14 protein-coding genes are annotated in these 16674 nt (G+C 35.1%); 3 read left to right on the forward strand and 11 right to left on the reverse strand.

Annotation, left to right across the window (positions count from 1 at the left end; all coding sequences use genetic code 11):
• Positions 1 to 190 precede the first annotated feature (190 nt).
• The 3 genes from ACTDJC_RS12615 to yjcZ form a co-directional block, all read right to left on the reverse strand.
• Positions 191 to 676 (reverse strand): hypothetical protein, encoded by a 486-nt coding sequence (locus ACTDJC_RS12615; protein ID WP_098307260.1) that lies wholly within the window; start codon positions 674 to 676, stop codon positions 191 to 193.
• Positions 677 to 990: 314 nt separating this feature from the next.
• Entirely contained in the window at positions 991 to 2463 is a 1473-nt protein-coding gene (locus ACTDJC_RS12620; RefSeq protein ID WP_098307258.1) for an NAD(P)/FAD-dependent oxidoreductase, read from the reverse strand.
• 220 nt (positions 2464 to 2683) lie between these two features.
• A complete protein-coding gene (gene yjcZ, locus ACTDJC_RS12625) occupies positions 2684 to 2842 on the reverse strand; it encodes a sporulation protein YjcZ (RefSeq protein ID WP_440603591.1) in 159 nt (52 codons plus the stop codon).
• 701 nt (positions 2843 to 3543) lie between these two features.
• On the opposite strand from yjcZ, the gene ACTDJC_RS12630 reads away from it, so the two are divergent.
• Positions 3544 to 4308, forward strand: a complete 765-nt coding sequence (locus tag ACTDJC_RS12630) for a DUF4397 domain-containing protein (protein ID WP_440603592.1) — start codon at positions 3544 to 3546, stop codon at positions 4306 to 4308.
• A 109-nt stretch (positions 4309 to 4417) separates the two neighbouring features.
• On the opposite strand, the gene ACTDJC_RS12635 is transcribed toward ACTDJC_RS12630, so the two are convergent.
• Positions 4418 to 5557: a BA2291 family sporulation histidine kinase gene (locus tag ACTDJC_RS12635; protein WP_098307250.1), complete on the reverse strand. Its 1140-nt coding sequence runs from the start codon at positions 5555 to 5557 to the stop codon at positions 4418 to 4420.
• 175 nt (positions 5558 to 5732) lie between these two features.
• Between ACTDJC_RS12635 and ACTDJC_RS12640 the strand changes: the two genes are divergently transcribed.
• On the forward strand, positions 5733 to 6125 hold the full coding sequence (locus ACTDJC_RS12640; RefSeq protein ID WP_230575774.1) for a YueI family protein: 393 nt from the start codon (positions 5733 to 5735) through the stop codon (positions 6123 to 6125).
• Between the two features lie 180 nt (positions 6126 to 6305).
• On the opposite strand, the gene ACTDJC_RS12645 is transcribed toward ACTDJC_RS12640, so the two are convergent.
• Entirely contained in the window at positions 6306 to 7661 is a 1356-nt protein-coding gene (locus tag ACTDJC_RS12645; protein ID WP_440603593.1) for a hemolysin family protein, read from the reverse strand.
• A 359-nt stretch (positions 7662 to 8020) separates the two neighbouring features.
• Between ACTDJC_RS12645 and ACTDJC_RS12650 the strand changes: the two genes are divergently transcribed.
• Positions 8021 to 8512: a chromosome segregation protein gene (locus ACTDJC_RS12650; protein WP_253629423.1), complete on the forward strand. Its 492-nt coding sequence runs from the start codon at positions 8021 to 8023 to the stop codon at positions 8510 to 8512.
• 49 nt (positions 8513 to 8561) lie between these two features.
• Here the strand turns inward: ACTDJC_RS12650 and hcp are convergent, their stop codons facing one another.
• The 6 genes from hcp to ACTDJC_RS12680 form a co-directional block, all read right to left on the reverse strand.
• Positions 8562 to 9848, reverse strand: coding sequence for a hydroxylamine reductase (gene hcp / locus ACTDJC_RS12655; RefSeq protein ID WP_440603594.1), 1287 nt, complete (start codon positions 9846 to 9848; stop codon positions 8562 to 8564).
• Between the two features lie 106 nt (positions 9849 to 9954).
• Positions 9955 to 10551, reverse strand: coding sequence for a hypothetical protein (locus ACTDJC_RS12660; protein WP_098307242.1), 597 nt, complete (start codon positions 10549 to 10551; stop codon positions 9955 to 9957).
• Positions 10552 to 10839: 288 nt separating this feature from the next.
• Positions 10840 to 12690 (reverse strand): hypothetical protein, encoded by a 1851-nt coding sequence (locus ACTDJC_RS12665; protein WP_253629422.1) that lies wholly within the window; start codon positions 12688 to 12690, stop codon positions 10840 to 10842.
• Positions 12680 to 14494: an AAA family ATPase gene (locus ACTDJC_RS12670; protein ID WP_098307238.1), complete on the reverse strand. Its 1815-nt coding sequence runs from the start codon at positions 14492 to 14494 to the stop codon at positions 12680 to 12682. Before ACTDJC_RS12670 ends, ACTDJC_RS12665 begins: the two co-directional genes overlap by 11 nt.
• Positions 14495 to 14577: 83 nt before the next feature.
• Positions 14578 to 14838 (reverse strand): LemA domain protein, encoded by a 261-nt coding sequence (locus ACTDJC_RS12675; protein WP_098307236.1) that lies wholly within the window; start codon positions 14836 to 14838, stop codon positions 14578 to 14580.
• A 190-nt stretch (positions 14839 to 15028) separates the two neighbouring features.
• A complete protein-coding gene (locus ACTDJC_RS12680) occupies positions 15029 to 16456 on the reverse strand; it encodes a basic amino acid/polyamine antiporter (RefSeq protein ID WP_253631125.1) in 1428 nt (475 codons plus the stop codon).
• Between the last annotated feature and the right edge of the window lie 218 nt (positions 16457 to 16674).

The raw sequence follows: 16674 nt of genomic DNA on the forward strand, positions 1-16674 counted from the left end.
TTTAATCCCCTAATTCGGGTTTTTCTTTTTCATCGCAGTAATACTGAACCGATTAAAGAGCCCAGATTTGTGTTAATCCCCTAACCCGGGGTTTTTCTTTTTCATAGCACCTTCATTTTGCTGTAACGACTACAAAATACGATAAAGTTTCCCCTTAGGATAAGTTTTTTTGAACATTACCCTCTTTAGTTTAATAAAGCATGCCTGCTTCTTTCAATGCCTTTTGATAAGTCTCATCATTTAGCTTTTTAACATCATTTCGAAACAAATTTTTTCTAACGGTATCGAATAGACCACTTGGGATGTTAGGAAATTCACTTTCCCAATTCTCTCTTTTATCCAACTGAATTAGCGATTCAATAGTAACAAGATAAATATTTGGGAATTGCTTCTTAATGTCAGAAGAATACTTCAGAAACTCTTTTAGGTATTTATCAAAATGGTGACAATCGTATTCTTCAGTACCTGTATAGAACGGGAATCCACTTTCATCTTTCCACTCAAGGAGAAGTCCCCAAAAAGCAATAAGTGAACCCGCTCTATATCTCAAGTCATTATCATTAAAGTGTTCATAATAGGTGTACAACAATTTGCCACACCAATCTAAGTCGATTATGTCACCCATTTCCTTTATTTCATTATGTAGCAAATCCAATTTCTCTTGAATGGAATCCATTAATACCCCTCCTTTCAAAACACAACTAAATATTAATTTCACAGCAATTGAATTGCATGCTTCTTTTAAACTAACATGACCTCACTTGTTTAATAAGAAACTGAACTCCCTTCTACCTACTTAGAATAAGTTATTTCGGTTCATCTTTTTTATAAACGATTGAACTTTTTTCAAAACGGTGCGACTTTCTTACAAACACATGACTTCTATTAATTTGATTCTTTTTTACAGCCATGTCATTTCGTTAAGTTGGTGAAATACTAATAAAAAAACGATCTCATTCTATCATAAGATCGTTTTTCTTCTATTATATATTACCCCACTACAACTTCTTCTCTTTTTTCTGTTTTACTCGTTAAATGTTCTATAATGTGACGAGCGATGTGAACGCCGCAAGCGCTTGCTTGTGCTAATCCGCGTGTTACGCCAGCACCGTCTCCGCCTAAGTATAAGCCGGAAATTTCAGATTCGAAATGTTCGGTTAGTTTTGGTCTTGCGGAGTAGAATTTTGCTTCTACGCCGTAAAATAATGTATGTTCAGATGCAATACCTGGTGTGACGTGATTCAATGCTTCTGTCATTTCAATTAAACTTTTCATTGTATTGTATGGCAATACAAGACCTAAGTCACCTGGTACTGCTTCTTTTAATGTCGGCTCAAGGAAACCTTCTTGAATACGCTTCGGTGTAGAACGACGACCTTTTAGAATGTCTCCGTACTTTTGTACCGTCACTCCGCCCATTGAAATACGGTTTGCTAGACGTGATACTTCATGTGCGTATTCGTTCGGTTGATCGAATGGCTCTGAAAATTGATGTGATACTAAGAGCGCAAAGTTCGTGTTATCACTGCCAAGCGCAGGATCTTTGTACGCATGACCATTCGCTGTCATAATACCGGAGTGGTTTTCAACAACAACGTGACCAGATGGGTTACTACAGAATGTACGTACTCGCGTTCCGACAGATGTATTGAATACGAATTTCCCTTCATAGAGATGCTTGTTGATTTCCTCCATCACAATGTTTGAAGTTTCAACACGAACACCAATATCAACTTGGTTCGCGTTCATTTTTAAACGGCGCTTTTTCATAATTTTTGTTAACCAAGCAGATCCGTCACGTCCTGGTACAATTACTACTTTTTTCGCAGATAGCATTGTTCCGTCTTTTAAAACAATGCCGCGTACGACATGTTCATTCTCCACTTTTTCAGTTATAATGTCGTCTACTTCTATTTTAAATTTCATATCGATTTTCTCTTTTAAATATTCGAAAATACTTTTTAAAATTTCTAAATTTTGCTCTGTACCTAAGTGACGAACTTGTGCACGCAATAGTTTTAATCCAGCTGCGTAAGCGCGTTTTTCGATATCACGAACTTCATCTGTTAATGGATCTGTAATTGAAGTAGTTGCACCGTGTGCTAAGTTAATTTCATCCACATATTTGATTAAATCCATTACAGTCGATGTAGATAAATAGTCTGTCATCCAACCACCGAATTCACTTGTAATGTTAAATTTCCCATCTGAATATGCTCCTGCACCGCCAAAACCATTTGTGATTGAGCATGCTGGTAAACATCCTGCATGATCTTTCTTTCCAGCAGCAGGTGGACATTTTGTTATTTTCTTCTGAAGAATCGGACAATTACGACGATAAATATCATGTCCTTTATCAATTAACAGCACTTTTGCATCTGGCATTTTAACAATTGTTTCATAGCAAGTAAAAATTCCAGCAGGACCTGCACCTACAACAATTACATCATAGTTCGTATTCATGTATTCATTCCCCCATTGCATTCCTTAGAAAACCCTTACTAAAAGTACCATGTTCTATTTGGAATGTCAACGGATTTAACGAATTATCCACAAGATAACAACGTTAATGTTCGTAAAAAAACTATTTCCCCTATGTTTTTTGGTTAAATAAGGATTTTACAAAAGAAAGAACCGATTAATGTATAATTAATCGGTTCACCATGACGCTCTTTCTAAATAACTAGAAGCGCACGCAAGTAGCTCCAATAATAATTAGTAAAATAAATAACACAACCACGATTGCAAAGCCATAACCACAGCCTCCAACGCCACAACCGCCGTAGCCATATCCACCGTAGCCACATCCAAAACCTGGATATCCTCCACCATAACCCCACATAATTTTTCACTCCTTACATCCATTTAAAATAGTTTACATTGACAAAATATGTAGGACAAACCTCACTTTGTATGTGTGTTTGCCTAGAAATAAAAAAAATCTCCAGCTTAGCTAGAGATTCCGTTTACTGTCATTTTTAAATATAGGATTACTGGTAAAGATAAAGTGAAACTTCCATCAGTGGGGGTTTTTTCATCCCCCACTGATGGTTAGTTGAACCAATCGGGCTTTTACGGGCAGCGCTTCGATTTTCTCTGAATCTTGAGGTGGGGTCTTACTGCCCGTTAATGCGGGATAAAAAAGATAGTGTGAAAAATGAGTTAAATTCAGTTTGTGCACCCAACTGTTGTTGATTGCTTTCATTTTCTTATAGACAAATTCCGAACATTCTTCTGACATAAATTCAGCAATGTTCAACGATAATTGTTCAAGTACTACACTCAATCAGCTTTTCTAATGAAGAGACAAAATTAATAACAGTGGAAAAACGCAGTTAAAGCATTCATAAATCATTTATTTCCAAAAACTTAATGTTTACAAATGCTAATTTTGCACAAAATATTCGTTAACTTTTACCAAAAAAATCAATTGTAACAAAACTTTTCCCTCTCTCTTCAAAGAAATAATCAGCAGTTATCAAGTACTTATGACATTTGTACATGCATATAGTTGTAATAATGATACTAGAGGAGGGAAAATAAATGAATCCATCTGAAGTAGAAAAGTATGCACAGCAAGCTGCAATGTATGAGCAACTTGCCTGTTATTACAAATATATAAATCCACAAAAATATATGGAATTATATTTGAAACACTATAACGCTATGAAACAATTTGTACAGGCTTACGAGCAAAGCCGGATATCACTACCACATTCAAGCGAACAGTCATTACCATCTCAAGTTCGAATCTTACACGCTTCTCCTGATGCACCCACTGTTGATATTGTCATAAATGGACAAAAAGTGGTGAAAAACATTTCGTTTAAGCAGCATAGTCCATACCTTTCACTTACACAAGGACAATACCGCATTGATATCGTACCTGCCGGTGATGAAACTCCAATCTTTTCAGCTCTCGTTCCTGTAATGGGAAACCATGTATATACCCTTGCGGTAGCTGGTAATGTTGATAAACTTCAACTGTTACCTCTCATTGATAATACGCCTCTACCATATGGTCAAGCAAAAATACGATTCGTCCATTTATCTCCTGATACCCCCGAAGTAGATGTAGCTTTAAAAGATGGAGAAAAACTGTTCGAAAAGGCTGCTTTTAAACAGGTAACAGATTTCTTGCAAGTAAGTCCTGGCGTAGCAGATATAGAAGTATCAGTTGCGGGAACAAAAAACGTTGTATTAACAATTCCCGAAGTGAAAATTGAGGGAAATAAAATTTATACAATTGTTGCACTTGGTTATGCAAATAAATCACCAAAGTTAGAAACAGTATTTTTAACAAATTAAAAAGTCTACACCGCTATCGCCGTGTAGACTTTTCTTTTTATCCCGCATTAACGGGCTTTCCATCAGTGGGAAATCCCCCCTCCCCCACTGATGGAAGTTTCACTTTATTCTATATCGATTTTTCAAAAGAAATATGAAATTCTGTCCATTCTTCTGTTGACTTACATGTAATAGACCCTTTATGTTTTTCTACAATTTGCTTACAAACAAATAGGCCAATTCCAGTTCCTAACTTTTTTGTCGTTACAAATGGTTCAAATATTGTTTCAATATTTTTTGGCGGAATCATCGGTCCATTATTTTTAATAAAAATATGTATTAGTTCTTCATCTTCACACACATCAATAACAATTTTCTTACTTTCTTCCATTCCTTCAAGAGCGTCAATGGAGTTCATTAAAATATTTAAAAGCACTTGCCTAACTTCACTTCGATACCCGATAAATGGTATTGGATACGGCAGATTTTTCTCAATAGAAACATTTGCATTCACTAAGCTTGGATATAAGAACTGGATAATATCATGAAATAAATCATTCAGCCAAAACCGCTCTGCTTCATTCCAAATTTCTTTTTTGGAAACAAGTAAAAATTGAGAAATTCTAAAATTTAGTTGGTCAAGCTCATGCGAAATAATATCTAAATATGGAAGATGCGGTTGATCTGATTGTAACAGTTTCACAAACCCCATAATAGAAGTTAGCGGATTGCGAAACTCATGAACGAAACTTGCTGACATTTGTCCCAAAATTGTCAATCTCTCTTTATGTGTTTCGTTAATGAATTGTTGCTTTTCTTCCAAATTTTTCGATATAATTTCTGAGTATTTCAAAACTGTATAATAGATTAGACGGTCAAAACAAGTATGTATTTTCCCCATGATTGGTTTCAATTCACGAGCACTCACATCTAATTCACACATTGCCTCAAACAATTCATTCCGTCCTACATTCGCATTATAGACAAAATCTCCAATATTTGCATCTGCCTCCGCACGCTCAATGGCGATTTTCTCGCATAACAATCTAATATGTTCAATTTCTTTCTCTTGCATAATGAGTTCCATCATTAATGTTAATAAATTTTCTCCATTTTCAATGATTTCTTTTTTAAATGGATCATTTGCTGAAATAATAATTTTGGTTTTCCAGTTCTCTATGAATTGTTGACTATTCTTTTTTAAGTACGTACAAAACATTTTACTAATATCCTTATCGATTGGAAAAACCCCCATTCCCTCCATCTCCATACGAAAAATACCCTATATATTTTGAATATTAACACAAAAAACAAATTTCGTTAAGAGAGTAATGTCACATTTTGTTATTTCATGTTGATAAAATTTTAAAATTCAGTACGTGAAATTATTTTTTGCATCCTTTTCATTTCTTTCGTACAATAGAAATAGGAAAGGTGTGAAAAAAATGGGAAATAAAAATGTGGAAGATTATCTTCAAGAAGGCATTCATGGACAAAAACAAAACAAACCTGAAGAACGCAACATGTTTTTAAGCACATTGCGTGAGCGTGTGGAAATTGCGTTAACGATTGGGCAAGTCATGCAAACAAACGTATATACAGCAGTAAAAGAAAGCATGGGTTCTTCTCAAGGATTAACATTGTATGTGAACGGTAGCATCGCTTACCCACATTTATCTAAATACATTAAATTAGCAAATGAAAAACAAGTACCGTTTACAATTGTACAAAATAAAGATACAAACACACCAATTGGCCTTGTACTCGCGCATGATACAGCAGTTGAGAAAGAGCATATTTATGTAGAAGATGAAATTTACAAGCAAGAGATGAACTAACAAAAATGCACCTGACTAGAAGTCGGGTGCATTTTTATAAAGTGAAACTTCCATCAGTGGGCACATGCCAGCAGTTATCCCCCACCTATCCTTTAAATCTTGAAGTGGTGGTCTTACTACCCGCGAATAGCGGGATAAAATACTTTACCGTAAATAAAAAACCTCACCATATAGGCAAGGTTATGAACTTACTTGTTCTTGGAGTGAAACATGTTGTTCTGTTACTTCTACAGGCTGCGGCGCAATTTGCTTCGTCACTTCAATTTGTTTAATGTAATGACCATCTAATTCAACAATACGAAATTTATAATTTTCAATGTCGACAATATCACCTTGTTTAATTTCAAGATGTTCTGTTAAAATCCAGCCGCCAATTGTATCGACGTCTCCATCGTCAATTGAAAGCCCTAATAATGCGTTGACTTCACTAACAAGCACTTTTCCTTCTAAAATTGTTTTCGTTTCGCTAATGCGCTGAATCTCCGGCTTTTCATCCGTATCAAATTCATCCTGTATATCACCAACGATTTCTTCTAATATATCTTCAACTGTTACAAGTCCAGATGTTCCGCCGTATTCATCCACTAAAATTGCCATATGTGTGCGTTCACGCTGCATTTTCACAAACAAATCATGAATAGCAATTGATTCAATAATTTGAATAATCGGACGGGCATACTGTGCAACGGTTTCTTTATTTGTACCATCATGTTTCACAAAATCTGTAAAAATATCTTTAAAATTTACAAAACCAATAACATGATCTTTATCGCCGTCAATGATAGGATATCTTGTATACTTCTCATTTGACATCAATTTCATTGCTTCCTTAACAGATTGCCCTTTTCCTAAAATTACCATTTCTGTGCGTGGAACCATAATTTCCTTCGCAAGTCGATCATCAAATTCGAAAATCTTATTTACATATTTATATTCTGATTGATTAATTTCACCATTTTTATAACTCTCTGATACAAGCATACGTAACTCTTCTTCAGAGTGTGCTACCTCATGTTTATGCATTGGTTTTAGTCCAAACATTCTCGTAACAATACGTGCTGAACCATTTAATGTCCAAATAAATGGATACGCCAGTCGGTAGAAAAAGATAAGCGGTCTTGCAACTGCTAAACTAATCCCTTCCGCCTTTTGAATTGCCAATGTTTTTGGAGCTAACTCACCTACTACGACGTGAAAAAAAGTAATAAACATCAAAGATAGAAAAACAGATAAGACGGATTCCACCGAGGGAGGCACTTCCAATCTTGCAAAAATCGGATCAAGCATACGTTTAACCGTCGGTTCTCCTAGCCATCCAAGGCCAAGTGCTGTCACTGTAATTCCCAACTGACACGCTGATAAATACTCGTCTAAGTTTGTAATGACTGTTTTTGCAGCAGTTGCACGTTTATTTCCTTCTGCAATTAAATAATCGATACGTGAGCTCCTAACTTTGACAATTGCAAATTCAGACGCAACGAAGAAGGCAGTTAAGGCAATTAAAACAATCACCATACTTATACTAAATATGTCCAAATACGTTTCCTTACTCACTGTGTAAGTAAGGAAGCCACCTCCTAATAGTTTTATTCTAAAGAAAGGACTTCTCTAACAATCTTACAAGTTTCTACACTAGCAATCTCCTTGTATACATTATATGCATACATAATAAAGATATTTACGTTTATGATAACGAAACTTATACTCTCCGTCAAATAAGAGAAACAACTGAAATTAGACAACTTTTGTTCATTTTCGAGATGTTTTCTTTCTTACAATTTTATTTTTGTGAAAAAGCACTTTCTTTGCCGATTTCTCACTTCTTTTGTCAAGCATGCAGGGAACGAACAAACTATCACGAAACCTTCTAACAACAAGATTTGGGAGGGATTATTGTGGAATATAAAACGCCGATGATTGCAAAAAAATTAGGTACTAGTCCAAAAGCTGTCATCCGTCTTGCACAGCAAATTGGATTAGAATTAAAAAAGAATAAATTTGGACACTATGTTTTTTACGAACAAGATTTACAACAAATGCTCGAATTTCAACGCTCTGTACCAAACCAAGAACATGAACCATCTTCCTATCATGCTGCTGAAGCAGCACCATCCAATGAAATGCAACAATTTATAACGCAATTAAAAGACATTTCCTTGCGCTTAGATCGGCTAGAAGAAAAATTACAAGAAAAAGCAGATGATGTGGTGAATTATCAATTATTACAACACCGTAATGAAATGGAAGAAATGCACGCAAGAATTGAGCAATTAGAAATGACACTTAAGCAAAAAGAATCAATTTATATGACGCCAGAAGTAGCAGCAGCAAAACAGGAAGAAAAACCGAAGCGTCGTAAAATGCTTTTAAGCATTTTTGGATTTTAATATATCATAATAAAAAAGACGATGTTCTTTATAAACATCGTCTTTTTTATTATGATAACATAGCTTTCATATCTTCTTCTGCTGTTGTAATTAGTTTTAAGCGAAATGCCTCTTGCAACACTTGCAGTACACCTGGTGATATAAACTCCGGCGCTTTCGGACCAATACGAATATCTTGAATACCAAGGCTAAATAACCCAAGTAAAATCGCTACAGCCTTTTGCTCAAACCAAGACAGTACAATGCTGACTGGTAGCTCATTCACTTCACATTGGAACGCTTCCGCTAAAGCTACTGCAATTTTCACTGTTGAAATTGAATTATTACATTGTCCCAAATCAATAAAACGCGGTATATTCGTTTCAGGTACAACGCCATAATCTACATCATTAAAACGAAATTTCCCGCAAGATGTCGTTAAAATAACTGTTTCTGCTGGTAATGATGTTGCTAATTCACGATAATATTCTCCACCTTTTCCCGGCGCATCACAGCCAGCAATTACAAAGAAACGTTGAATCTTACCAGCTTTCACAGCATCAATAATTTCTGGTGCGAGCGATAATACCGTCTCATGATGAAATCCTGTTATTAATTGTTCTTCTGATTCCATTTGTACATCTGAAAGCTTCAATGCCGTTTCAATAAGTGGTGTAAAATCATCATTTTCAATTTTACGTACCCCTTCTAACCCTGCAACGTCATAGGAAAAGAAGCGATCTGCATATGTGCCTTTAATTGGCATAATACAATTTGTCGTTGCTAATATAGCTCCTGAAAATTTTTCGAATAAGCGACGCTGATCATACCAAGCCTTTCCGATATTTCCTTTTAAATGTGCATATTTTTTCAACTGTGGATAACCGTGTGCTGGCAGCATTTCAGAATGTGTATAAATATTGATATTTTTTCCTTCTGTTTGCTTTAATAACTCTTCTAGGGCAAATAAATTATGCCCTGTAACAACAATCGCTTTTCCATAGGCACGATTTTGTGTAATTTGTACTGGTTCCGGCACTCCAAAATGTTCAGTATGTGCCTTATCAAGTAGTTCCATCACGCGAATAGCAGCTTTTCCGACTTTCATTGCCATATCTAAATGTTCTTGTTCATTAAAGTTTGAATTTGTTAACGTCATGTATAACGCTTCATGTGTTACTGCATCTACAAACGGATCTGTGTACCCTAGTTGCGCTGCATGAGTGCGATATGCGGCAATTCCTTTTAAAGCAAAGACGATAATATCTTGCAAGCTTGCAATTGTTTCGTCTTTACCACAAACTCCAATCACTTTACATCCACCGGTAGGCGTTTGTTCACATTGATGACAAAACATCATTCCCATCCCCTCTCTAGCAATCTTTACAATGTAAGCGTAATACACATCGCTATTGGAAGATGTGATGATAATCACATGGAATGATGCAATTTTGTGACAATCTTCATCTTGTTAACATAATTTTTTTACTGTTCTCTTGGATTAAAACTTGTGCATGTGCATTTCCTTGAATCACATCACGAAACTCTTTTAAAGAGTACATATGAGTTAATCCTTTCATAACATGAATGCGAACCGGTACACCTTGCAGTTTATCATTAACAGCAAACGAATCATCAATTGGCTCGATTGGAAATCCTAATGAACGTAAGTACATATACATCCGCTTTGTTACAACCGCAATATACCACTCTGCTTTTACTTCTAATGCATGTATAAATAAAATCGTCGCAAGTTGTTTAAATTGTCCACGACCGCGAGATGTTTTTGCAATACTTAATTTCCCAATTTCGTACACGTTTTTTAAATCTTTTATATATTTATTTTTAGAAAACGGGTAAAAAAACTCAGAATTTGATTGCTCAGGTACTGTATAATTTATACATTCAACAGTTCCGATGTAATGATTTTCTTCTACCAATAAAAATCTTGAAGGTGTTAAATTTCGTTCTACAAACATTAAGTTTCGTTCTTCACAAAAATCTCCCCATAATTGCTCGAACCAAAAATGTTCTTCCTTTGTTTGAACACGTTGGAACATACTCCCCCGCCTTTCTCATCACCCTTTACTTTTTTGTTAGCGCTTTCACCATATATCATATAAAAAGGAAACATGCTATGCAAGAAAAACTATTTCTTTATTTATAGTTTCCATATATGAATCATCATTCCTGTATTACTTTTATATTTATATAAAAAATTTACAAAAGACATGACAATATTAAAAAAAAGGAAACATGTTACAGACCGGGAATGACATCCTCACCTCAATATTCAGAGGAAGCAAAAAATGAGTGGAGATAAGGTCCCTACTAATAAAAGTTTCACTTTATTCCCTTATCTCCGCTAACCAATGCTGAAAAATATTTAATAGTTCTTTTTTCCCTGCTAGCCTCTCTTCTCCCTTTTTCGTTTTATACGGATACAATTGTAAAAACACACCACAACCTGCTTCAATTTTTTTCGCATGCATATTGCTTCCTGGATATACACATATGACTTCATAAATCGCACGGCGATGAAATAATCGTTTTCCATTCTGCTTTTCTACATATTTAATTGACCAATATTTGTACATCTGTTCGGTTGCTTTCGTATTTCCAACTGGTTGAAAAATGTTATACATCGGACTATACTTCACTTCAATAATAATAGATGATTGATATTCATAAGCAGTTTCTCCTCTTTTATAACAATCAATACGGATATCCGGCTTTTTTGTGTCTTCTCCATTATAAAAATGACTATTTTTACTAAGCGCAATAAGCGGATGTGTTTCAATTAAATCATTAAAAGCCACATGCAGCTGCAAATCTTTATTGTCTAACACAATTGTTGTTCCATCTTGTAAACCGTCTAAATAAAAATAAGATTGAATTTGCTCTGCAATTGACAGGGAATCAACAAAACCAATCTCTTGTAAAATTGCAATAACAGTAAAATACGCAAAGTACTCATAAATTAAAAATGTCGGCTTATAAACAAATAAAAACGATGGTTCTAATTCATTGCGATGCAGTGAGAACTCAAGTTGATGTAATAATTGATGATATACAGGAGGCAGCGAATGTGTTGTAAGTGTAACTTCTTCCCGAATCCCTCTCCAAAACGGCGTATATAGAAGATATGAAAAATATGTGAGTGTACTTTGCAAAATTGTATAGAGCACTTTATATTCTTGGATTTTCATTGCCATTTTGCGTAGGTCAGTGTCTTTTAACAAGTGGATGTTGCGATATTTTTGTTTATCTCGTTCGGTCACAGATCCATTTCGTTCAATCGTTTGTAAAATAGTATGCACTGCTTTTTTCTCTTCTCTCCGCGTTTGTTGTGCACTCTCTAGTTTCTGAATGGTTTCGCGTAAAAATGAATCAATTTCTAATAACTTATTATAAAATTGATTCGTTTTATATTTCACATAGCCATTTTCTTTACTATGCTTTTGCTCCCTAAAGCAGCGATTATACCATTTTGCATATGGCTTTTTCTCATGTGTAATGATGCTTTTTCTTGTTGGTTTTCTCTCTCTCATCTCCCATGTATACTCTTGTTCAAAATTTGTTTTTTTCTGCACTTCATAATATAACTGCTTTACTTTTTTCATTTTTTGCGGCAGTGCACGGAGTATGCGCATATATGAATAATCTTCAATATCTGTAAACGTAACAAACGTCTTTTTATAATACCCACGATCTAAAATAATTCCACCTAGCACAGACTTTACATATTGCTGAATTAACTCTAGCTGATCATCAAAAAAGTTTTTCGGAACAATTTGAAATGCTCCATAAAATAATTCTTCTCCAACCTGCACTTCAAAATGATATACACCACAGCGCCATGGATATAAATAGTCTGTTTTACCATGCTCATACAGTAAAACAGTACGTTGTCGTTCATTAAGTTCATATTTCCATTCCATATGTTGCTTTTGCCCTTCATATACTTTATTCCAAATAAACGTAATCTTTATTGACTTTTGTGATTGTATATGTAGCCGGAGCGGTTTTAATTCTTGAATTTTGTACACACACGAAGAAATTGTAAATGGTGAAGTACAAAGTTTATTCAATACAATATGCTCACCCTTCTCTTCTGCCCCTACTATTATTTTCAGCACAAAAGGAAGCCTCTCCCCTGTCTCTATAATTTCTGTTTCACACGCACTCTCATTTAACATATCCGTACAGCTCCAATTCTCGCCGTTTCTGCTTCATATACATTAGAGAATGTTCAAAAGTTGATACACGATTTGCAAGTGCTGATTGCAGCAATTGTACAAGAGACATCTCTTTTTTTCCCTCTTCACGAAGCAATGCACCAATTGTCGCTTCTGTACCGCGTAACTTCGTTAAAATACGTTGTTTTATTTGCAGGTCAAATGCTTCTTCACGGCTTATTAACAAAGATCGGCCTTCATCACATGGAATATTGTTCAAATAAGATGCAATTGCTGATGCAACGCGAAAAGAAATTCCTTTTGAAGTATCGTGATGAAATAACAGTTGATGCATTTTATCTAATAACTCTAATTCTTCATCTGTAAATACATCAAGCATTGCCTTGCGATAAACCCAGTTCATTCGAAATTCTAATGCAGAAACAGAAAATGCAAACGGAAGATGTAGCATTTTTTTCTCCACCATGCTCATCTCACAAAATGGAATTTTTTGAAGTAATACAACATTTACACGATCTAATAAACGGTCAGATAGCTCCTTTGTTGTTTCATCAAAATTAACTGTACCAATAAAAATGATATTATCACCAATTTCAATTTGTGCTGGTATATCCTGTTCTTTTTCATTACAAGCTGCATACAAAGATAAAATACGATTTTTCCGATCTAACTGCAGGAGAGATAAAAAAGGAGTAAACCAATGCTCAATATACGACATATTCATTTCATCAAATACAATCATATATAATTGATTTGGGTTTTCAGCTGCTTCCAAAAGTGTTCGTACAAGTTTTGTTTCACTTTCCATGTACGTTCCATTTGAATGTAGATAGCCTAGTACATCATGAGGTTCTTGATAGGATGGTGACACCGGAATCCAAATAAAATTTTTCCCAAACGTTAATCCGAGTGCTTCCGCATAGGTTTGCACAAATTGTGATTTTCCAATACCAGGCATACCGCCTACTATTGTTAATAGATTTGTTTTTACACAAACATGAAAATTGTAAATATCGCTCTCATCAATATATAATTCTTTTTCTGCGATAATTTGCTTTACATATTGTAAAAAAGAATGTTCACGTTCATTCCATTCGTTTCCTTTCTCTTCTTTACATGTATCGATAATTTCAATTTGTTTTCCACTCTCTTTTACTTGCTTTTCTAGCTGTTCATACACTTCTGTACGAACAAAAAACAAGCTATTCTCGACATTCATCTCGGCATATTGCACCCAATCGTCTACATCAAGGTAACGAACATCCCCCCTCTGCTCCCGATATGTAATAGCACTAATCGAAGGCTTCAAAAATATATTCCCATATATCCGTCCTTCATACCATAACAACTCTGGCGTACCAAAATCATGCGGAAATTTTGGTATCAAAAATGAAACATATCCTTTTCCAAGTTTTCTTTCAAATGCTTCTCTCGCCTTTGGAGCTGATAATTTAGGAGAAGGAATCACTTTATAGGAATTTGCTATTTCTCGTTCTTCAGCACGTATTAATTCCACATATAAAGCGCCTCCTGTATAAGAAAGACGAAATAACAACAATTGTTTTTCTCTTTTTCCTTCTTTTATACTTGCAAAAAACTTTTCATTTTGTTTATTTTTATATAAACCCTCAAATATATAAGAACGTTCTCCAAAAGCAGCTTCAATTATATTTGGAATTGGTGAAAGACAAACGACAAAAAACGAGCCTTTCCTATCCTTTTGCTCTTCTACAAATTTTCCAACAAAACGCATATGCTGCAATCTTTTTACAAAGCTTGGATGAAGAGCTTTCTCCAGTTTCATCTCACTCACCTTCTTTTTTCGATGCTTTTATCATTGTATGAACAATAAAAGCAAACTAGAAACAAAAAACCTGACGCTTATCGTCAGGTTAAATGAAAGCCTTCTTTTTCTTGAGAAATTGCATTGTGAGCAATCCTCATTTTTGTTAGTACATAACGTAATGTATCTTCCGCATTCTCATCTCCGTGTATATGCATATTGGCTAAAACTTCTACAGAACACGCTAAATTCTCTACCGCTCCGCGCAGTTCGGGATGTCGATTAAAGAACGATTCTTGCACTAATAATTTTTGAACGTCTTTTGCTAACTCCGCAATTCGCACCAATTTTTCCGTCTCTTTCATAACAATCCCTCCTACACACCGTATAAACTAACTATTCTGCCAATTACTAAAAATCCCTGCTATTTCTATAAAAATGATACATAAGAAACTACGTAAACGAAACAAGTTGCTATTAAATAAATCATATTCACCAATAAAAAAGGACTTATGCTCACACTTTAGCATAAATCCTTTTTTTGGATTGATATGTTTACATTCCAATCTTTCCGGTAGCTAACATATAAATAGACGCACACGCTGCAAGTAAAATGACAATCATCACATATTGTTCGCCACGAGTAAAACATCGATTCCCTTTTTCTTTTCTTGCAGCGACATACACGATAAGTCCAATACCATATACTAAAGAAACAAGTAATAGGTTTTTCAATCCAGCTGCATACACAAGCCAGAAACCATATACTGATGCCATAATAGCAAGTATCCCATCTTTCAATCTATTTCCTTCATATGCTTTTGTAATCACTAATTTCAATTGATATAGTGCTGAAAATACATATGGAAGTAAAATCGATGTCGATGCAATAAAATACATAATCTGATATGTGGATGCTGAAAATAACACAATAATAAATATTGTTTGGGCAACACAGTTTGAAATCCATAATGCCATATGTGGTGTATGATTTTTATTCGTTTTTGTAAATACCTTTGGAAACACACCGTCTTTTCCAGCCACGTGAGAAATTTCCGAAACGAGTAAAAACCAACCAATTAAAGTACCAATAAGAGAAGCAATTAATCCTATGTTAATAACAAACGCTCCCCATGAACCAACGACATGTTCTAGTACCTGTCCCATTGACGGCGTTTCAAGTGCTGCTAATTCTTCTCGTGGCATCGCCCCTAGCGATAAAACAGAAATTAAAATATAAATACTCATTACTAGCAGTAAACCAAATACAGTTGCTTTACCAACATCACGGCTACGTTTTGCTCGTCCAGATAAAACAACTGCCCCCTCTACGCCAACAAATACCCAAAGCGTAACGAGCATCGTGTTCTTCACTTGTCCAAGTACAGAAGATAATGAGACTGTACCTTTCCCCCAAAAGTCATGCGTAAATGTATCCCAACTAAACGCAGTAACCATAATGACTATAAATAATAAAATTGGAACAAGCTTACCAATTGTCGCAATAAAGTTCATAATAGAGGCTTCACGAATTCCAAGTAAAATAAGAAAATGAAGCGTCCACAATACGAGTGATGCACCGATGATTGCCGGGACATTATTGCCGCCTTTAAAAATTGGGAAAAAATATGCTAATGTGTTAAATAACATCATAATTGTTGCAACGTTACCTAATATTCCAGCAATCCAATATCCCCATGCGCTGTTAAATCCAATATACTCTCCAAAGCCAGCGCGTGCATAACTATAAATACCGCCCTCAAGTTCAGGCTTTCGATATGCCAAAGATTGATATACGAGGGCAAGTGGAATCATTCCTAGTGCTGTAATACACCAACCAATTAAGGTAGCACCGCTGTTTGCTCCTACTGCTAAATCGTGCGGTAAACTAAATGCCCCTCCTCCAACCATTGTTCCTACTACAAGTGCGATTAATGGAAAAAATCCTAATTTCTTTTCTATTGGTATCACCCCGTCTGCAATTTCTTGATGCGTTCATTCCGCTCTACCAGGCATTCATATTATGAGTCATTTATATATCAAATACGTACCCTGAAAATGACGAACCGTTTCATTTTATATTCTTTCAGAAAAACATTACTTATTCTAAAAGAAAACGAGCAAAAATGGAATACTTTTTCGAAAAAAAGTATAAGTATGCACAAAAAAAGTCGTTTCTTTTTGTATAAACGACTTTTTTA

The organism is Bacillus sp. GB_SG_008, assembly GCF_052038115.1.
In the GTDB taxonomy this organism is placed as follows: domain Bacteria; phylum Bacillota; class Bacilli; order Bacillales; family Bacillaceae_G; genus Bacillus_A; species Bacillus_A rhizoplanae.